Source organism: Brachybacterium vulturis, assembly GCF_002407185.1.
Taxonomy (GTDB): domain Bacteria; phylum Actinomycetota; class Actinomycetes; order Actinomycetales; family Dermabacteraceae; genus Brachybacterium; species Brachybacterium vulturis.
Genome location: NZ_CP023563.1, coordinates 1,885,722 through 1,904,518, shown reverse-complemented (window position 1 = coordinate 1,904,518; position 18,797 = coordinate 1,885,722). Strand labels below are relative to the sequence as shown.

The following is an 18,797-nucleotide window of genomic DNA, read 5'->3' as shown; positions in this document are numbered from 1 at the left end:
CCCGCAGGCAGGGCGGGGCGCTCGGGTCACGCGCGCAGCAGGTCGGGCAGCTTGTTGTCGGCCATGGTCAGGGCGGAGCCGATGGCCATGTGCATGTCCAGGTACTGATAGGTCCCGAGCCGGCCCCCGAACAGGGTGCGCGGCTCGGCCTCGGCCAGCTTCCGGTAGGCCAGCACGCGTTCGCGGTCGCGGCCGGAGTTGATCGGGTAGTACGGCTCGTCCCCGGACTCGGCGAAGCGGGAGTACTCGCGCTGGATGACGGTGCGGTCCGAGGGATAGTGGTTGCGCTCGGGGTGGAAATGGCGCGGCTCGATGATGCGGGTGTACGGGGTCTCGGCGTCGGCGTAGTTCATCACCGAGGTGCCCTGGAAGTCGCCGACATCATGGTGCTCGGTCTCCAGATCGATGGTGCGCCAGCCCAGCTCGCCGAGCTGGAAGTCGAAGTAGCGGTCCATCGGTCCGGTGTAGACCACGGGGAGGGCGCCGCGCACTGCATCTCGGTTCAGCGGCTGCGAGGTGTCGAAGTAGTCGGTGTCCAGCTGCACGTCGATGTTCGGATGGTCCGCCATCCGCTCGAGCCAGGCGGTGTAGCCGTCCTTCGGCAGACCCTCGTGGGTGTCGTTGAAGTAGCGGTTGTTGTACGTGTAGCGCACCGGCAGCCGCGAGATGATCGAGGCGGGCAGGTCCTTGGGATCGGTCTGCCACTGCTTGCCGGTGTAGTTCTTGATGAACGCCTCGTACAAGGGGCGGCCGATCAGCGAGATGCCCTTGTCGTTGAGGTTCTCGGGATCCTGGCCGGCCAGCTCCCCGGCCTGCTCCGCGATCAGGGCGCGCGCCTCGTCGGGGGTGTGCGCCGAGCGGAAGAACTGGTTGACGGTGCCGAGGTTGATCGGCATCGGGAATACTTCGCCCTGATGGGTGGTGTACACCTTGTGCTGGTAGCCGGTGAACTCGGTGAAGCGGTTCACGTACTCCCACACCCGCGCGTTCGAGGTGTGGAACAGATGCGCACCGTACTTGTGGACCTCGATGCCCGTCTGCTCATCGGCCTCGGAGTAGGCGTTGCCGCCCACGTGCGGTCGACGATCGATGATGGTCACCCTCGCACCGTGCTCGGCGACCGCGCGCTCGGCGATGGTCAGGCCGAACAGGCCGGAGCCGACGATGAGGAGATCAGGAGTCGACACGAATGGTCCTTTCGAAGCATGCGGAAGGTCCGCCGGGGACCTGGTCACAGTAACCGAACGGGAGGGACGCCCGGGCTGACGGACACGGCGCAGGAGGTGATGTGTCCACCCTCATGCAGTCGCCGGGCCGGTATCGCTGCGCTCCACGAAGCGACGGTAGCCGAACCGGCGGGCCCAGCCGGGGACGAAGCGGTAGGTCGCGCGCAGCACGACGTTGCGCAGGAAGCCCCCGGGAGAGATGACCCGGTCCAACAGCATCCGACGCTGCAGCCGGACGTCGCTGGCGAACAGGCGCCACCCGCCGCGCCGGGCGAACAGCTCCTCGTCGACGCGGTAGTCCACCAGCACCTGAGGCAGATTCCCCATCCGGGCCCCGCCGAGCATCATCCGCTCCCACAGCCAGTAGTCCTCGAGCAGCGCGAGGTCCCGGTAGCCGCCCACCGCGAGCGCCACCGAGCGCCGCAGCACCACCGTGGGGTGATGGAAGGGGCTGTGGTGGGGCAGGTAGCGCACGATCTGCTCGTGCTCCAGCGGCCGGGTGCGCAGGGGCCCCGTGCCGGGCGGCACCTGGTCGCTGAACTCCCGCATCGAGGAGCCCAGCAGGTCCAGGCCCTCCTCGTCCATCCGCGGGATCTGCAGCGCGAACCGCTCGGGGCGGCAGATGTCGTCCGCATCGGCCCGTGCCACGAGGTCGTGCGGGCTGGATTCGAGACCGTCCTGGAGCGCGGCGGCGACGCCGCGATGGGCGTCGTGGCGCAGCACCAGCGCGGGACCGAACTCTCCCTGTTCGACCCTGTCGACCACCGCCTCGAGCACCGTCGGCAGTGGGCCGTCCACGGTGAGGATCAGCAGATCGGGCCGGTGCTGCTGCTCCAGCGTGGCGGTGCGCAGCGCGAGCTCGAGCCGGTCGGGCAGGTCGCGTCGCCACAGCGGCATGAGCACGGTGAACGCGGGCAGCTGCGCGGCCGTCGTGGACGAGGGGGCCTTCGAGGTCACCGCCCGGCCACCCGTTCGATCGCCCGGATGTCCGCAGCGGCCTCCCCATCGGCGGCGAGGACGACGGCGGAGGGTCGCGGCCCGCGCCGCACGGCCGCGATCAGCCCGCGCAGGCCGACGGCGAACAGGCCACCGCGATGCCGCAGCAGCAGCCGCAGCCAGCCGAGCCCCGTCGCGCCGCCGTGCACGAGCTTCTCGGCCGGGCTGAAGGAGGAGGTGCGCAGCAGGGCCCAGAGCCGGTTGCGCACGTCGTAGAAGAAGCGGGCCCCGGGCCCGGACTGGGCGTTGCCGAAGGCGACCGTACGGTGCTCGACGATCGACGCCGGCACCTGGAGGCCGCGCCCGTCGCGCAGCAGGCGACCGGTGTGCTCGAAGTCGTCCGACCAGATGAAGTAGTCCGCGTACGGCAGCCCCAGCCGGCGCACGTCCTGACCGTTCAGCAGCGCCGAGACGTAGCTGGCGGTGCGGATCGGTCGTCCCCCGGCCTGCGCCGCGTCGCGCTTCTCCTGGGAGCTCGCGCCCAGCCGGGTGCGCTGGGTGTTCATCGGGTGATCGCGGCCGTCGGTCCACACCGCTCGGGAGCTGAGCACGCTGAGCCGCACGGGCGAGGCCTCCAGGGCGCGCAGCAGCTCGGACAGGGCCCCCGGCCGCGGGATGGTGTCGTCATCCATCACCCAGACCCAGTCGGCGTCGTGGCGCACGAGGGCACGGGCGATGCCGGCCGCGAACCCGCCCGCCCCGCCGACGTTGCGCCGCAGATGGACGACGTCCGCCGCCAGGGGGTGCGCGTCCGCGACGGCGCCGCTGGCATCGGTGGAGGCGTTGTCGATCACCACCACCGCATCCGGACCTCGCTCCTGCGCGGCGAGCCCGTCGAGGCACTGCTGCAGCAGCACCTCACGGTTGTAGGTCACGACCACGGCCACCACGCGCTGCGCGAGCGCATCGGGGTGGGCGTCACCTCGGTCCGGCGTCCGATCGCCGGTGGGTGCGGGATGAGTCACTGCGCCTCCTGCTGCTGATCCGTGCCGCACGGGCGGCGCCTCCACAGTGTACGGAGCGGGGCGCGGTGGGGCTCTCCACCCTATGACCGCGGTGTGAAAGTTCTCGGGAGGTTCACCGATCGCCGCGCGACATGCCGCTCTGCGCCGACACGCCGAGCCGGGCGACGGCTACCCTGACGAGCGCTACCTGCACCCCGGGGACCCGGAGCGCAGAGGTGCCGCAGGAGCCGGCACCGACCCCCACGACCGTACGGCCCCGCGCCGGGAAGGAGACAGCAGTGAGCGATCAGCCGCCGCCCCGCTCCCCGCGCGAAGGAGGCCCTCGCCGTCCCAGCGGGCACCGGGCCCGCGCCGGCGGCAGCGCCCGCCCGGTGCCGCGGACCCGCCCCGCGGGCAGCACCCCACCGGCGGGTCCGACCCCGACCCGCCCGCTGCCCCGCACCCCGGGCCCCTCCCCCGACGAGCCCGTGCCGGCGCACGGAGCCCGGCCCGATGCGCACCGCCGGGGGACGTCCCCCGATCCCGGACGCTCTCCGTACGGCGCGGTGCAGGGCATCGACGACGGGGGGCCACCCTCCGGCGGTCCGCCACGGACGCGCAGCTCCCGACGCCGATCCCGCACCCCGCGCCCGCTCCGACTGGGCGCGACCCTCGTGGTGCTGGCGCTGGTGATCGTGCTGGCCTGGGGCACCGGGCTGACGGTGTGGTCGAACAGCCGCATCGACCACGTCCCGGCGCTCTCGGGCGCGGAGGACACCCCGGGGACCACCTATCTCATCGCCGGCTCCGATCGCCGCGACGGCGAGGCCGTGGACGAGGACGGGACCACAGGCGCCCGCGCCGACACGATGATGCTGCTGCACAAGGCACCGGGCGGGAACAGCTACCTGGTCTCCCTGCCCCGGGACACCCTCGTGGAGATTCCCGGCTACGGCGGGTACAAGCTCAACGCCGCCTACTCCTTCGGCGGCGCGCCGCTGCTGGTGGAGACCGTCGAGGAGTTCACGGGCCTGACCGTGGACCATTACGTCGAGATCGGCTTCGACGGGGTCTCGGACGTGGTGGACTCGGTGGGCCACGTGAACCTGTGCATCGACCAGGACGTCGACGACGAGAAGTCCGGCCTCGTGATGGCCGAGGGCTGTCACGACGTGGGAGGGGAGCAGGCGCTGGCGTTCGTGCGCGCCCGCTATTTCGATCCCACCGCCGACCTGGGGCGCCAGCAGCGCCAGCAGCAGTTCGTCGGGGCGCTCATGGAACGCGCCACCTCTCCGTCGGTGATGCTCAACCCCGTCGCCCAGGTGCGCCTGGCAGGGGCCGGCTCGGGAGCGCTGACCACCAGTGAGGACACCGGGATCCTCGACGTCGGCAGGATGGCTCTGACCGCACGTGGCGCCATGAACGCGGGCAGCACGCCCACGATCCCGATCGAGGACCCGCAGTACCGGACCGAGCACTCCGGGGTCGCGATCCTCACCGACGACGAGGACATCGCCGCCTTCTTCGCCGCTGTGGGCGATGGCTCCGCGGAGACCTCCGCGAAGTAGTGGACCCGGCGCGACAGGCCGAGCTGAGCCGAGGCATAGGGAAGCCGAGCCCAGCCGGAGGGTGGCCGCCGGAGAGCGGTTCTCAGCGGAAGAGCATGTCGATGACGATGTTCACCGAGTTCAGGGCCGACTGACCCTTGGAGCGCGAATAGTCGGTGTAAAGGATGTGCACCGGGTGCTCGGCCACCGTGAACTTGTGCCGTCCGATCTCCTCGACGATCTCGGAGGCATGTGCCATCCGGTTCTGCTCGATCGACATCTTCTCGCAGGCCCCCCGGCTCAGCACCCGCAGCCCGTTGTGCGCGTCGGTGAGCTTCACCCCGGTGGTGAGGTTCGTGTACCAGACGGCGCCGCGCAGCACGATGCGCTTGAGCAGCCCGGGCTTGGTGCGGGTGTCCAGGAAGCGGGAGCCGAGGACGATATCCACGCCCTCCGCATGCAGCTTCTCGATCATCGCGGCGGCGTCGTCGACCTGATGCTGTCCGTCGGAGTCGAAGGTGACGATCTGTTGCATCTGGGGGTCGCGCAGCGCGTAATCGATGCCGGTCTTCAGCGCGGCACCCTGGCCCATGTTGTAGGGGTGGCGCACCACTGCGGCGCCGGCCTCGGCGGCGATCCGTCCGGAGCCGTCCAGGCTGCCGTCGTCCACGCAGACGACCAGCGGGTAGCGGGTGCGCAGATCACGGATGACGTCGCCGATGACCTCCGCCTCGTTGAACAGCGGAACCACGAACCAGGTGGTGTCGGCCCCTGGGGAGCCAGGGGTGCCGTGCTCCTCGGGCGCTGCGTCGGACGTGCTCAAGGGCTCTCCTCCTGGACTGCTGGGCGGACGTGAGATCACCGACGGCGGGGTGGCGCGGGATCCAGATGCCCGAACGGCCGATGAGGATACCCTGTCACGGTGGGCCGCCCCTGGTGGTCATCGACGCGCACGCGGCACCTGAGAGGTGCCCCACGAGGAGGATCGTTGTGAAGACTGCTGTTGTCGCGCTGGGGAAGATCGGGTTGCCGTTGGCGGTGAAGTTCGCCGATGCCGGTCACGAGGTGGTCGGGGTCGATGTGAATCCGCGCCAGGTGGAGCTGATCAATGCTGCGACCGAGCCGTTCCCCGGCGAAGCGCACCTGCAGGAGAAGCTCTCCGCACTGGTCCCGGCCGGGACGCTGCGGGCGACCACGGACTACGCCGAGGCGATCCCCGACGCGGACGCCGTGGTGATCGTGGTGCCGCTGTTCGTGAACGATGCGACCTGGGAGCCGGACTTCGCGTGGATGGACGCCGCGACGCGGTCGCTGGCCGAGCACCTCACCCCGGGCACCCTGGTCTCCTATGAGACCACCTTGCCGGTGGGGACCCTGCGCACGCGCTTCGTGCCGATGATCGAGGAGCTCTCGGGGTTGCGCGAGTCGGAGGACTTCTTCGCCGTGTTCTCGCCCGAGCGGGTGCTGACCGGGCGCGTGTTCGAGGACCTGCGGAAGTACCCCAAGCTGATCGGCGCGATCAGCGAGACCGGTGCGCAGCGGGCGCGGGAGTTCTACGAGTCCGCGCTGACCTTCGATGAGCGTCCGGACCTGCACACGCCCAACGGGGTGTGGGATCTCGGCTCCCCCGAGGCCAGTGAGCTGGCGAAGCTCGCCGAGACCACGTACCGGGATGTGAACATCGCCCTGGCGAACGAGTTCGCGCTGTTCGCGCAGGACCACGGCATCGACGCGTACAAGGTGATCGAGGCCAGCAACTCGCAGCCCTACTCCCACATCCACCAGCCCGGCATCGCGGTGGGTGGGCACTGCATCCCGGTCTATCCGCGGCTGTACCTGTCCACCGACCCGCACGCGGAGACGGTCCGCACCGCGAGGACGCTGAACGCCTCGGTCCCGGCGAAACTGGTCCAGCGGGCCGCGGACCTGCTCGGCTCGCTGCAGGGGGTGAAGGCCGTGGTGCTCGGGGCGTCCTACCGCGCCGGGGTGAAGGAGACCGCGTTCTCCGGCGTGTTCCCCGTCGTCGAGGCGCTGAGTGCGCACGGCGCGGAGGTCGCGGTCCACGACACGTTCTACGACGACGAGGAGCTGGCCGGCTTCGGCTGGGCCCCGTACCACGTGGGTGAGGCCGCGGATCTGGTGATCGTCCAGACCAACCACCCCGAGTACCGGGACCTGGGCAGCAGCGACGTGCCCGGCGTGAAGCTGCTCGTGGACGGTCGCAACATCACCACCGCCGAGAACTGGACCGGCACCCCCCGCCTCGTCCTCGGCGACGGCTCCGCCTCCACCCACCAGCAGGCGCAGGAGGGCTGACCCGATGGGCGAGCAGGAGCTGATCCTCGGGCTGGGGCCCACCCTGGTCGGGAACCGCACCTTCATCATCCAGCTGCTGCTGGTGCTGGGGATCGTGGTGATCGTCGCCTGGCTGTTCATCAAGCGCGGCGCGAAGCAGCTCGCGGTGCGCCGCCTGCTGATCATCGCGTTCGCGGTGTTCGCCGTCCTCACGGTGCTGTTCCCCGGCATGCTGTCGAAGGTGGCGAACCTCGTCGGGGTCGGCCGTGGCGCCGATCTCCTGCTGTACGCCACGGTGCTGGTGCTGCTGGGGTTCCTCGCCCTGCAGGAGGCGCGCACCAAGGCCGCCGAGAAGCGCACGACCTACCTCGCGCGCCGCTTGGCCCTGGACGAGGCCACCCCGCCCGGGTCCTACCGAGACAGCGCCCTGGGATCGCCGCGGGAATGAGCGATGCGCTCGCACTGCCGGTGAGCGGCGCGGCCGTCCTGGTGCTGCTGATGGCACCGGGAACGGCTGCGGTGCGAGTCCTGCGGGGGTCCTGGCTGCTCGCGCTCGCGCTCGCGCCCTCGCTCGGGCTTGCGCTGGCCGGCCTCGCCTCGCTCCTCGCGGGACTGCTCGGGGTGCGATGGTCCCTGCTGCCGTGGACCGCCGCCGCGGCGCTGCTCGTGCTCGGCGCTCTCGGTCTGCGCCGCCTAGGAGCGCGGATGCCGTCGACACTGCTCGGCGGGCGGCTGATGCCGCCGCGGGCGGTCCCGCTCGCCCCGTTGTGGGTGGCGTGCGCGGCCGCGATCGCGATCATCCCGATCATGCATGCCGCAGGTTGGCGTCCTGATGCGGTGCTCGAACGCTGGGACACCCTGTACCACCTCTCGGCGCTGCAGTGGGTGCGCGAGAGCGGGTCGGCCTCTCCCCTCACGCTCGGGGCGATCTCCAACAGCTCGCGCACCGCGAGCCTCTACCCCTCGGCGTTCCACGCCCTCGCCTCCCTGGTGCCCGGCGTACCGGTTCCCGTCCTCCTCAACGGCTCCGTTCTTGTGCTGTCCACCGTCCCCTGGATCATGGGCATCGCGCTCCTCGCCCGTGCGGTGCTGCCGCAGACACCGTGGGCGCCAGCGGCGGGCGCCGTCCTCGCGGCACTGATCCCGGGAGCCCCGGTGAACGAGTGGATCCACCTCTCCCCGATTCCCAACCTCGTAGGCTTCGCCGCCCTTCCGGGTCTGCTCGCCGCCGGCGTCGCGATGTGGACCGCGCTGCTGCGCACCGCCACGGTCCGCACGGTCCTCACCGCTTCGCTGGCCGTGGGGGTCGGTGGCCTGGGTCTGCTGATGACCCATCCCAACACCGCGGTCATGGCGTTGCTCCTTCTCACGGTCCTCACCGCACCAGATGCCCTCCATCGAGCGGGACGGCATCCGATGCTCACGCTGATACCGGTGGCGCTCCTGGTCCCGGTGGCGATGCTGCAGTTCACGCCGCTCGGCGGGATGGTGACGGAGTTCAGCGGCGGTCTGCAGGTGGCGTGGTGGACCGCTCTCGGGGAGGTGGTGCTCGGCCTGCACACCGTATGGCCCATGGCGCTGGGCGTCGTCCTCGCGCTCGCATGGTGGCCAGGGGTGGTGCTGTCCTGGCGCAACGGCCCCCGGTGGCTGGTGGCGGCCTGGGCCCTGGTCACGCTGCTCTATCTCGACGCAGCAGTGGATTCGCCCCTGGACCTCTCCGTGCTGTTCTACCGCGGGCAGGACCGCCTGACGATGCCGCTGGCGATGCTCAGCTGCCTTCTTGCGATCGTCGGCCTGCGCTGGTGGGGTCGGCTCCTGCGCGCTCCGTCCGCGTCGGTGCGCCAACCCGCGTGGACGCGATTCACGGCGCTGGCCCTCGCGCTCATCGCAGTGCTCGCGACCCTCGGCAGCATCCCCACGCGCGCCGAGAATGCGAGCCGGAACCTCGCCCTTGACCATCCCGGACGCGGACGGTTCCTGCAGGCGGACGAGCTCGCCGCCTGGGAGCGTGCCGCACCGACGATGGACATGTCGGAGAAGGTGCTCGCCAGTCCCTTCTCCGGCGCATCCCACATGTGGGCCCTGCACGGGCAGTCGGTGCACTTCGCGGTCGCAGGCGGCAGCCTGGGTCATCGCGACGAGCTCATCATGCAGGCAGCTCGCGATGCGCCCACCGAGCCCACGGCATGTGCGTTCCTGATGCGCTGGGGCATCGGCTACGTCTATCAGGATCGGATCTCGTACCAGTACGACGCTCGCTACGCCCCGCTCGACGCCGATCTCACCGGCATCGGCCCGGTCGTGTTCTCCACCCCGCATTCGACCCTGTACGAGGTCCGGTGCGATCCGGGTGACGGTGGCACGGATTATGTCCCGTGACGACCTGCCCAGCGAGGCCATGATGCTGGTCGCCGCCGTGATGCGCTCCTCGGTCGCAGGATCCCCGGCTCCGTCGGATCCTCTGATCGTCGGCCCCGGGACCGCAGGTCAGCCGTGTCCCCGGCCGTCCTGCGGAAGGCTCGCGAGCACCTCGGCCGCACCCTTCGCCGCGCAGCCCGCCAGGGAGGCGTGCTCGATCGTCCACTGCCTGAGGTGTGCGGGATCGGGGGATCCTCGCCCTTCGAGCGCCGCCCGCATCGACGCAGCGACGGCATCGGCGTCATAGGTGCTCGACCATCCCAGGTGGTTCGCGTCGATGCGCTCGTTCGCAGCGCCCTCGCCGGCGTGCACCACGGGCGTGCCGCAGGCGGTGGCGGCGTAGATCTTGGTGGGCAGTGCGAATTCGTAGCCCTGGCCGGGGGTGATCGAGGAGAGACCGGCTACGGCACCGCGCAGGGTCCGGGCCATCTCGGCGGGAGGCACCTTGCTGCGGAACTCGACCCCCTCGAGGCCGCGCTCGCGCACCATCTCCTCGAGGGCGTCGCGCCCGCTGCCCTCGGAGAAGAACAGGAGCCGTGTGCCGGGGTGTGTGCGCCGCACCTGTTCGAAGGCGTCGACGAAGACGTCGGCACCCTGCCACTCCGATACCGTTCCCGCGTACACGAAGTACGGGGGCGAGCCGTCCGCCTCCTCATCCGCGCCAGGACCGTCCGGGGTGAAGGTGTCCGTGTCGATGCCGTTGCCGATCATCACCTGGCCATGCTCACCGATCAGCTCCGTGACCCGCCGATGCACTCCCGGGGAGATGGTCAGCACCCGGGCGGCGCGCTTCCACACTGTCGTCTCCACCAGACGCACCGCTCGACGCACCGGACCGGGCACGCCCTCGACGGAATCGGTCGCATCGGACCAGACATCCGCCGCATAGAAGGTGAAGGGGAGCCGGCGCAGTGCCGCGGCCACCGCACCGACGGCGCCCGTGGTGGGCGGAGGCTCGATGACCAGCGCGTCCATGTCCCGCACCAGGATGAGTCTCAGTGCGAGCGGCACGTCGAAGCTCAGGTAGGAGAGATAGCCGCGCACCTGGCCCTGGGCGTCGCGCAGCACCGGCCAGCGTGAGGGCGTGCCGGCCCGGGCTTCTCCACCGACCCCGCGCGGTGGACGGGTGGTCAGCACCTTCACGTCCGCCCCCTGCTCCTCGAGAGCCCGCGCGAGCGCTTCGAGGCGGAAGGCCGCGGCACTCGCCTCCGGCGTGTACAGGCGCGTCGCGATCACCACCCGTGGTCGACGGGCACGATGCTGGGAGACCGCAGATCGACGACTCATGCGTGCGCGCGCAGGGTGTCGATGCTGCGCAGGGACGCCTGTCCATCGCCGTAGTGCGGGGGCCGCTCTGCGGTGGGGCGGGGCCGCATCACGGCGGTGGTGAGCTCGGCAGGGTCGACCACGAGCCGGTTCCAGTCGTTCTCGAGGGTCTCGACCCACTCGGTCTCGGTGCGGACCGTGGAGCAGGGGGTGCCCAGCAGGTAGGCCTCCTTCTGCAGGCCGCCGGAGTCGGTGACCACTGCGGCCGCGTTCTGCACGGCATTGATCAGCTCGGGATAGGCGACGGGCTCGCCGACGTGGACGGCGCCGCCGGCCAGCTCGATCCCGGCGTCCTTCGCCTTGGCGACCAGGCGGGGGTGGGCGAACAGGGCCAGCGGCAGCTCCAGCGCCTGCAGCGAGGCGATGATCGCGGCCAGACGGTCCGGATCGTCCGTGTTGTCGGCGCGGTGGATGGTGGCGACGGCGAACTCGTCGGCGGGGTCGATCCCCTCGGGCAGAGCCAGGGGCGTGCCCTCGGTGGACGCGGCGACCCGCAGGCACACGTCGGTCATCACGTCGCCGGTGACGACGGTCCGCTCGGCGAGGCCCTCGGCGGTCAGGTGCTGACGAGCCACCTCGGTGGGCGCCAGCAACAGGTCGGCGGCGTGGTCGGTGAGGACCCGGTTGTGCTCCTCGGGCATGCGGCGGTTGAAGGAGCGCAGTCCGGCCTCGAGGTGGGCGACCTTGAGGTGCATCTTCACCGCGGACAGGGTGCCGGCGAGGGTGGAGTTGGTGTCGCCGTAGACGAGGGTCCAGTCGGGCTGGTGCTCCTCGAGGACCTCATCCATCCCGGCCAGCATCGCGCCGGTCTGGCGGCCGTGGGAGCCGGAGCCGACCGCGAGGTTCACGTCCGGGGCGGGGATCCGCAGGTCCGCGAAGAAGACGTCGCTCATGGCGGCGTCGTAGTGCTGGCCGGTGTGGACGATCACGTGCTCGACGTCGCCCCGCTGTGCGGCGGCGTCCGCGATCGCGGCGAGCTTGACGAACTGCGGGCGCGCGCCCACGACGGACAGGATCTTCACAGGGGGTCCTCACGGATCGGCGGAGAGTTCATCCCCACTGTACGTACTCCGCTGACGCGATCCGCGCAGCGCACAGTGTGCTCTCCGCCCTCTCTGCGGCGCTTCCCATCCGCCCCCGGGCGGTGCTCCCGGCGTCACAGGCCGGTCCCGGCATCCCGATGACGTCGATATAGTGAGCCTGTGACCGAGCCCTCCCTCCTTCTGATCAGTCTCTCCCCGATCGACCGGGACTCGCGCGTCCTGCGGCAGCTCTCCGTCGTCGCAGAATTCGGTCACGTCACCACCGTCGGCTACGGTCCGAGGCCCGATGGCGCCGACGAGCACATCCAGGTGCCCGAGGACCTCAAGACACTCCCGCAGACCCTCACGGGCGTGGCACGCCTGGCGCTGCGGCGGCTGCGGTCCGCCGAGCTCGCCGCCCCGGCGATCCAGTGGACGCTCAAGGCCCTGGAAGGGCGGCGGTTCGATGTCGTGGTCGCCAACGAGGCACGGATACTCGCCCTCGCGGAGCAGGTCGCACACGGCGCCCCGATCTGGGCGGACATGCACGAGTGGGCGCCCGAGGAGCGGACTCACATCGTCTCCTGGCGCCTGCTGGTGGCCCCGCTGATGGATCACCTCTGCCGGGAGTACCTACCGCGATGCGCCGCGGTCACGGCCGTCGGCGGACGCATCGCCGAGCTGTACGAGGAGCGGTACGGGGTGCCGACCCGGCTCATGCGCAACTCGTCCCGTCGTCAGGATCTGGCCCCGTCCGAGGTCCTCGAGGACCGGGTACGCCTGGTGCACTCCGGCTCGGCCGTGCTCGGACGGAACCTCGAGCTCATGATCGACGCCGTCGCGGTCCTTCCCGAGCGCTTCACGCTGGATCTCTACCTGGTTCCGGCGAACGACGGCGGCGCATACATGCGCATGCTGCGCGAACGGTCCGACGGCTCGCCACGGGTGCGCTTCCACGACCCGGTGCCGCCCGCCGAGCTGCCCCGCGTCCTGAACCAGTACGACCTGGGGGTCTTCTGGATCGAGCCGTTCAACACCAATGCCCGCCTCACCCTGCCCAACAAGCTCTTCGATTTCGTGCAGGGTCGCCTGGGCGTGGCGGTCGGCCCGAGCGAGGAGATGGCACCGGTCGTGCGGGAGCACGCCCTGGGCCCGATCGCCGAAGGCTTCGCGCTCGAGCAGTGCGTCGCCTCGCTGAAGGACATCACTCCTGAGCAGCTGCGCAGTTGGAAGACGCATGCGGACGTCGCCTCGGTGCCGCTGAGCTTCGAGACCGACGCCGAGGTGGGCCGCGAGATCATGCGCGGTCTGCTCGCCCGCTGAGCACCGCGCCCGGCGTTCCCGTCGTCCCCGGCTCGTCGGTGAGGTGTGCTCCGTCGCGCGGAGAGCCTCGCTATCCCGTGTCGCCGTCGACGACGGCGTCGGCGCGCCACTCCTCGTCCCACCAGTCCGTCCTGGGCTCGACCTCGCCGCAGACATCGATGCTCCACAGGGTCGCGTCTCCTGCCGACGCGACCTCCGTGAAGCCCGTTGAGGTGTCCACGTCGTAGAGTCCCGGAAGCTCCAGCTGCCGCTGCTCCCCTTCGTACTGCAGCGGGTCATCCTGGTAATAGTGCGTGATCCCGTAGTGGCGGATGAGGCTGCACACCGTCGGGTCCTCATGGATGTTCGCGAAGTTCTCGGTGAGATAGTTGCCGTCGAGATCCAGGGACCGTACGGAGACCTGGGTGAAGACAGAGTTCGCATCGCTCACGGCGGGTGCGTACCCGACGCCGCTCAGCGAATCACCCAGGATCACGGATCCCTCGGGGACCAGGTCATCAAGGTCCCTCAAGAGCTCGAGCTCTTCCTCGGAGCCGATGATCTCCCGCTCACCGATCGACGGCGCAGCGGGGGCATAGGCGGAGAACTGCGACAGGTATGCGCCGAGGGCGAGGTGGATGATCACGAAGACCGCCACCCCGGCCCGTGCCGGGCCGCGGCCCGCGAGCCGGTGCAGCGGGGCCGGGATCCATGGCCGGTCCACGGCGGTCCCACCGTCCATCTCGCCGGTCCGCAGTCCGGACCACAGCGCACCGAGCGCGATCGACATCAGCAGCGGCAGGAACACCACCTGCACCGCGAACAATCGATAGACATCGGAGTACCAGATCCCGGAGATGCTCGACAGCAGGGGGAGCGGGAAATATGTCCCCAGGATCAGGAGCGTCTGCATGATCCAGGCCGCCAGTGCCCATCTGGCACGGTGATCCCGCGCGGCGACCAGAGCGCCCAGCAGCGTCACGCTCCCGTAGAACGTCGCCAGGGCCAGCAGCACCAGCACATCCCGGCTCGCTGGCCACAGCATGATGGTGCTGCTCAGGCGAGCCACGAGATCTTCCCACTCGCCGCTCACGGGGCGGGACAGTGCCGCCTGGACCTGCGGGTGCATCCCGACGGCCACCAGCAGCGCGGCGAGGACCGAGGCTGAGACGACGGAGAGCGCGAGGACGCGGCCACGGGGCCAGACCTGCCATAGCCGCTGCAGCAGCCGCACCAGGAGAACGAGAATCGCCGGAGCGCCCACCCACAAGGGGGTGAAGACGAACGTCGGGTGCGCGAGGACGAGGCCTGCCGTGCCGGCCAGCAGGATCATGATGCTCCCGCCGTACCTCACCGCATTGCGATCCAGGCGACCGCGGGCGATGTCGAGGACGACGGCCACGGCCAGGGCGAGGAGACCGGGGAAGAGGGCGAGGGCCAGGGCGTTCGGCCAGAATCCCTTCCCCACCGTCATGTAGTCGGGGAAGGCGACGAACCCGGCGGCGACCAGGGGGGTCAGAGCCGTCATCAGTCGGCGCAGCGGGAACACCTCCGCTCCCAAGCACGCCATCCCCACCAGGAAGATCACCGGTGTGACGAGGTAGCTGAGGACATGCGCGACCCCGACGACCCCGGTCGAGGGAGCGACCAGGGCCGCCAGAGCATGCCACACGGACGGGTAGATCACGTCCAGCACCCGCAGGCCGTAGTTCCAGTCCATCGCCCCGAAGATGGACGCGTTGCCGGTGTTCATCACGGCATTGATGCCGTTGTAATGGAACATCGGGTCCGAGAGCGCCGAGGGGAAGTACGGGTCGACGGCGATCAGGATCGGCACCCAGTGGAACAGCACTGCCACGACCAACGCGGCGATCACCACGAGGCGCTGGCGGGCGGTCCAGCGCGTGGTCGCAATCTCTCCGCCGATCGGGAGATGGTCGCGTCCCGAGCGTCTGAGGACAGCGCGGTAGCCCAGCACCAGACCGCAGGCCGCGAGTGTGGTCGCGAGGAAGGATCCCAGGTTCCACGGCACCCCGAGGAGGTCGAGCACGATGCCTCCGACGCCGACCAGGCCGCAGGTCACGGCCGGCGCGACGCCGATCGACAGGTTCCGGCGGACGTCGGCCGCCCGGAGTACGAGCAGACCCGGGAGATAGAGGACCACGAGCAGCGCGACCAGGAGCGGCACGGTGCTCATCCAGGCCTGGAGGTACGCCATTCGCTGCCTTCTCGTGCTCGGAGTGCACCGCGCAGCGGTGCCCTAGGATCGTGGTGCGCGGGTGGCAAGACTATGTCGTGGTGGAGTTCTCCCTGCACGGGAATCACCGGATCCCACCGTACTGTTGTCTGCCTGTCATCTTGCGCGTGATGGGCACCACCGGCCCCGATCGACGAGAAGGAATGAGCGGCACGCCATGTTCGAGCCCGATTACCCCAGCGTGCTCCACCTCAGCGACCCCGCCTTCACCGCGACGCTGCTCTCCCGTGCCGCCGCGGAGTCCGGGCGCAGCTGGCGGGTGCTGCCGCTGGCGACCGCGCCGACGGTCGACAGCCCGGGTCTGCGGGTCGGTCTGAAGGCCGTACGCGGTCTGCGTTGGGAGGCCCACCTGCTGGCCGACCGACTGCGGACCAGTCGGCTCCATGTGCACAGCGCCCTGGCACGCCGTCATGCGGGCTGGGCGTTCGGACGCCGATTCGCGCTCCATCTCCATGGCACGGACATCCGCTCCCGTCAGTACGAGGAGCGGCACCGCCGGATGGTCCAGCGCACCGTGCACGACGCTCATGTGGTGTTCTACTCGACCCCTGATCTGCGGGAGCACGTCGCTCCGCTGCGGGAGGACGCACGCCTGGTGCCGGTCCCCGTGCCGCTGCCGGAGCGCGGCCCCGCGCCCGTACCAGCTGCGGTCCGCGCAGTGGCCGGGAGCCGGGAGTATCTTTTCTTCCCCTCCCGCTGGGAGGCGGTGAAGGGAGGCGAGGCGCAGATCGCGATGGCGCGGGCGCTTGGAGCTGCGTGCTCCGGGCCCTCGGCTCCGGTGCTGATCGGCCTCGACTGGGGTCCGCTGGCGTCCGAGGCATCCGCAACAGGCGTGCACCTGGTCCCGAAGATGTCGCATGCAGATTTCTTGGCAACGGTGGCCGGTGCCCGGATGTGCGTCGGTCAGCTATCCGGCGTGCTCAGTGCCTCTGAACTCGACGCCCTCGCGGTCGACGTCCCCCTGCTGGCCCCGCTGAACCCGGAGTGGTATGACGGCAGTCATCCCTCGCTGAGCGTGCCGCCGGTGCTGGGAGGCGTCGACCTGGGCATGTCCAGCGGGCCGGACGGCCTCGTGGACCTCGTGCGCGAAGAGCTCACGGCCCCGGCGCAACGAGCCACACGGGGCTGGGTCGAGGAGCACCACTCGCCGCAAGCCGCCCTGGCCGAGGTGCTCGCGGGGTACCGAGACAGCGGGTGGTGAGGCGGCTCAGCGCTCCCCGTCCGTGAGCGTGCCGGCGGCCTGTTCGGCGCGGGCCCGCCAGGTCTGCTCATGACGCACCCGTCGGGCGTTCCGCGCATAGTCCTCGAGCCGTTGCGGGTGGGCACGGAGATCTTCCAGCTCGGCGCGCAAGGCCGCGGCCGAGTAGTCGATCACCGGCCCCACCCCGAACCGCTCCCCCAGCTGGCCCGCATAGGTGCCGCGGCTGAGCAGCACCGGTTTTCCGTGCCCGATGTACTCGAAGAACTTCACCGGTGCCGCGAAGGTGCGGTACTCGCCCGGCTCGACGAACAGCACGCATGCCGAGGCCGCCTCGTAGAACGGCTCGAGTTCGGGGCCGGATCCATGCACCACCCGGATCCGTTCCCCGAGGTGCTGCTCGTACCGCGATCGATTCTTCTCCCACTGCGCCGGGGGAACGCACAGGGTGAGCGTCACCTCGGGGATCCCGGCAACAGCCTCGACGCAAGCATCGAGCCCATACTCGGCGCCGAGCCCGCCGACGTACAGAAGATGCAGGCCCTCCGGCGCTGTGGAGTCGACGACCGTGGCGCCAGGAGGCAACGCGCTGCTGCGGGTCTGCGGAACCGGGACGATCGATGCCATCCGTTCCGAGGGGAGGAAGAGATGCACCCGCGCCAATCGGAGGGCTGCGAGGTCCAGTCGGTACAAGAGGTTCATCACTGCGCTGCGCGGGGTGCGGACGTTGCGCAGGGAGGTCGAGAAACGCCAGTACACGTCGCGATAGAACTCCCCCGAAGGGATCCCGTGACGACGAGCCCAGAGCAGGATCCTGGCATCCAGGAACGGCGCGATCCCGCCACGGACCGAGGTGGCGAGCAGGTTCGGCTGGGTCGAGTTCTCCGAATACAGCAGGTCGAACTGCTGACCGCCGCGCAGCCGCCGCCGCGCGGTCCGGTACGCGATCGCGCGCTGTCGCGGAGCCCCGGTGACCGGATGCACCCGGTAGCCGCCCTCCACGAAGGCCTCGAGCATGCGGAGCGGACGCAGGCGACTGGCACCGGCGGGGTGGGGATCGATCGGGAAGGGTGCGTGGAACAGCATCTTCGGCCGGGCTTCGTGCTCCGCGGCGCGGCGGTACATCTCACCCTGGCGTCGGATGAAGGCGGAGGTCGAGAAGATCTCGCGCGCCGTGGATCTGATGACCTCCCGATCCCCCGTCTCCCGTCCACGGCCCTCAGCCGCCGCATCGTTCATCGCAGAGCTCAGCGAGGCAGGATCGTCGATAGGAACCACGACGCCGCTGGCGGGGTCCACCAGAGCTCGCCCTCCCCAGGTGTCGGTCGAGATCACCGAGAGACCGGCGGCACGGGATTCGCCGATGACGGCGCCGGCAGACTCCACCGCGCTCACCAGCACCACACAATGGCAACGCGCCATGAGGGTCGGGAGCTCGTCGCGGCCCACCCAGCCGAGCACCTCGACCCGCTCACCGACACCGAGCTGTTCAGCGTGGGCACGAATCTCTTCGGCACGTCGAGGGGACCCACCGGCGATGATCAGACGTGCGTCCACGGTCCTCTGCGCGTGTGAGAACGCCTCCACCAGTTCTTCGACGCGCTTGTTGCGCGTCAGATTGGAGACGTGGAGGAACGTGTAGGGGGCACTGGTCCCGCACGCATCGCTGCTGGCGGAGAAGAACGGCTCCGGCACCGGCAGTGGGATCACCTCGGGTCGCGCGATGCCGTAGTGCTCCGCGATCGTCTCCGCGAACGGTTCGCTGACCGTGGCGACAACTGCCGCATCGGCCAGGGCATGGAGAAGGTGCGCATGCCGAGTGGCGGATCGCGGCGCGGTGAGGCTCGAGGGCCGATGCTCGGTGAACACGAGTCCGCGACCCCAGCGCGCGGAGAGATCCTGTGCGACGAGCAGCCCGGGCATGGCCGAATGGGCGTGGATCACGTCCGGCAACTCGGATGTCGTGGAGCGGTACGCCTGCTGCGCCAGGTGGCCCAGCAGTTCCTGTTCGAGGCGCTGGAGGGGGCGCGGCAGCGCAGGCATCGTCACACGGATCACCGTCAGTTCACCGTCGTGCTCCACCGTGGTCGTCGTGCCGCGCCAGTGGGCGAGCGGGACCAGCTGCGGCACCAGGAGCGTGATCTCGTGGCCGGCTCCCGACATCATCATGGCCTGCTCACGGAAGAAGGAGCCGTTCAAGGGCGCCTGCGAGGTCGGGTACCAGGACGGGACGACGAGGACTCTCATGCACGGACTCCAGGATCTG

At 70.2% G+C, this 18,797-nt stretch carries 14 protein-coding genes; 6 read left to right on the top strand and 8 right to left on the bottom strand.

Features of this window, described 5'->3' with window-relative positions; all coding sequences use genetic code 11:
- Positions 1-26 precede the first annotated feature (26 nt).
- The 3 genes from glf to CFK38_RS08500 form a co-directional block, all read right to left on the bottom strand.
- On the bottom strand, positions 27-1,187 hold the full coding sequence (gene glf / locus CFK38_RS08510; protein ID WP_096802685.1) for a UDP-galactopyranose mutase: 1,161 nt from the start codon (positions 1,185-1,187) through the stop codon (positions 27-29).
- Between the two features lie 111 nt (positions 1,188-1,298).
- Positions 1,299-2,183: a glycosyltransferase gene (locus tag CFK38_RS08505; RefSeq protein WP_245850957.1), complete on the bottom strand. Its 885-nt coding sequence runs from the start codon at positions 2,181-2,183 to the stop codon at positions 1,299-1,301.
- Positions 2,180-3,187 carry a glycosyltransferase gene (locus tag CFK38_RS08500; protein WP_096802684.1) on the bottom strand — a complete coding sequence of 336 codons (1,008 nt, stop codon included), beginning with the start codon at positions 3,185-3,187 and terminating at the stop codon, positions 2,180-2,182. The genes CFK38_RS08505 and CFK38_RS08500 overlap by 4 nt, the downstream gene beginning before the upstream one ends.
- Before the next feature lie 278 nt (positions 3,188-3,465).
- Between CFK38_RS08500 and CFK38_RS08495 the strand changes: the two genes are divergently transcribed.
- On the top strand, positions 3,466-4,734 hold the full coding sequence (locus tag CFK38_RS08495; protein WP_245850955.1) for an LCP family protein: 1,269 nt from the start codon (positions 3,466-3,468) through the stop codon (positions 4,732-4,734).
- A gap of 82 nt (positions 4,735-4,816) precedes the next feature.
- Here CFK38_RS08495 and CFK38_RS08490 read toward each other — a convergent pair whose 3' ends face one another.
- On the bottom strand, positions 4,817-5,536 hold the full coding sequence (locus CFK38_RS08490) for a glycosyltransferase family 2 protein (RefSeq protein WP_096802683.1): 720 nt from the start codon (positions 5,534-5,536) through the stop codon (positions 4,817-4,819).
- A 167-nt stretch (positions 5,537-5,703) separates the two neighbouring features.
- Between CFK38_RS08490 and CFK38_RS08485 the strand changes: the two genes are divergently transcribed.
- Genes CFK38_RS08485 through CFK38_RS08475 form a run of 3 tightly spaced genes read left to right on the top strand, consistent with a single transcriptional unit; the run spans position 5,704 to position 9,387 of the window.
- Positions 5,704-7,029, top strand: coding sequence for a nucleotide sugar dehydrogenase (locus CFK38_RS08485; protein ID WP_096802682.1), 1,326 nt, complete (start codon positions 5,704-5,706; stop codon positions 7,027-7,029).
- Between the two features lie 4 nt (positions 7,030-7,033).
- Positions 7,034-7,456 carry a DUF2304 domain-containing protein gene (locus CFK38_RS08480; protein WP_096802681.1) on the top strand — a complete coding sequence of 141 codons (423 nt, stop codon included), beginning with the start codon at positions 7,034-7,036 and terminating at the stop codon, positions 7,454-7,456.
- Positions 7,453-9,387: a DUF6541 family protein gene (locus CFK38_RS08475; protein ID WP_096802680.1), complete on the top strand. Its 1,935-nt coding sequence runs from the start codon at positions 7,453-7,455 to the stop codon at positions 9,385-9,387. The genes CFK38_RS08480 and CFK38_RS08475 overlap by 4 nt, the downstream gene beginning before the upstream one ends.
- 108 nt (positions 9,388-9,495) lie before the next feature.
- Here the strand turns inward: CFK38_RS08475 and CFK38_RS08470 are convergent, their stop codons facing one another.
- Entirely contained in the window at positions 9,496-10,713 is a 1,218-nt protein-coding gene (locus tag CFK38_RS08470) for a glycosyltransferase (protein WP_096802679.1), read from the bottom strand.
- Positions 10,710-11,774, bottom strand: a complete 1,065-nt coding sequence (wecB, locus tag CFK38_RS08465; protein WP_096802678.1) for a non-hydrolyzing UDP-N-acetylglucosamine 2-epimerase — start codon at positions 11,772-11,774, stop codon at positions 10,710-10,712. The genes CFK38_RS08470 and wecB overlap by 4 nt, the downstream gene beginning before the upstream one ends.
- A 180-nt stretch (positions 11,775-11,954) precedes the next feature.
- Here wecB and CFK38_RS08460 point away from each other — a divergent pair, with 180 nt between their 5' ends.
- Positions 11,955-13,097 carry a glycosyltransferase gene (locus tag CFK38_RS08460; RefSeq protein WP_157773418.1) on the top strand — a complete coding sequence of 381 codons (1,143 nt, stop codon included), beginning with the start codon at positions 11,955-11,957 and terminating at the stop codon, positions 13,095-13,097.
- 70 nt (positions 13,098-13,167) lie between these two features.
- On the opposite strand, the gene CFK38_RS08455 is transcribed toward CFK38_RS08460, so the two are convergent.
- Positions 13,168-15,294, bottom strand: coding sequence for a DUF6541 family protein (locus CFK38_RS08455; protein WP_096802677.1), 2,127 nt, complete (start codon positions 15,292-15,294; stop codon positions 13,168-13,170).
- Between the two features lie 196 nt (positions 15,295-15,490).
- Here CFK38_RS08455 and CFK38_RS08450 point away from each other — a divergent pair, with 196 nt between their 5' ends.
- The gene (locus CFK38_RS08450) at positions 15,491-16,534 is read left to right on the top strand and encodes a glycosyltransferase family protein (protein WP_096802676.1); all 1,044 of its coding nucleotides are present in this window, start codon (positions 15,491-15,493) and stop codon (positions 16,532-16,534) included.
- Positions 16,535-16,540: 6 nt separating this feature from the next.
- On the opposite strand, the gene CFK38_RS08445 is transcribed toward CFK38_RS08450, so the two are convergent.
- Positions 16,541-18,778, bottom strand: coding sequence for a glycosyltransferase (locus tag CFK38_RS08445; protein ID WP_096802675.1), 2,238 nt, complete (start codon positions 18,776-18,778; stop codon positions 16,541-16,543).
- Between the last annotated feature and the right edge of the window lie 19 nt (positions 18,779-18,797).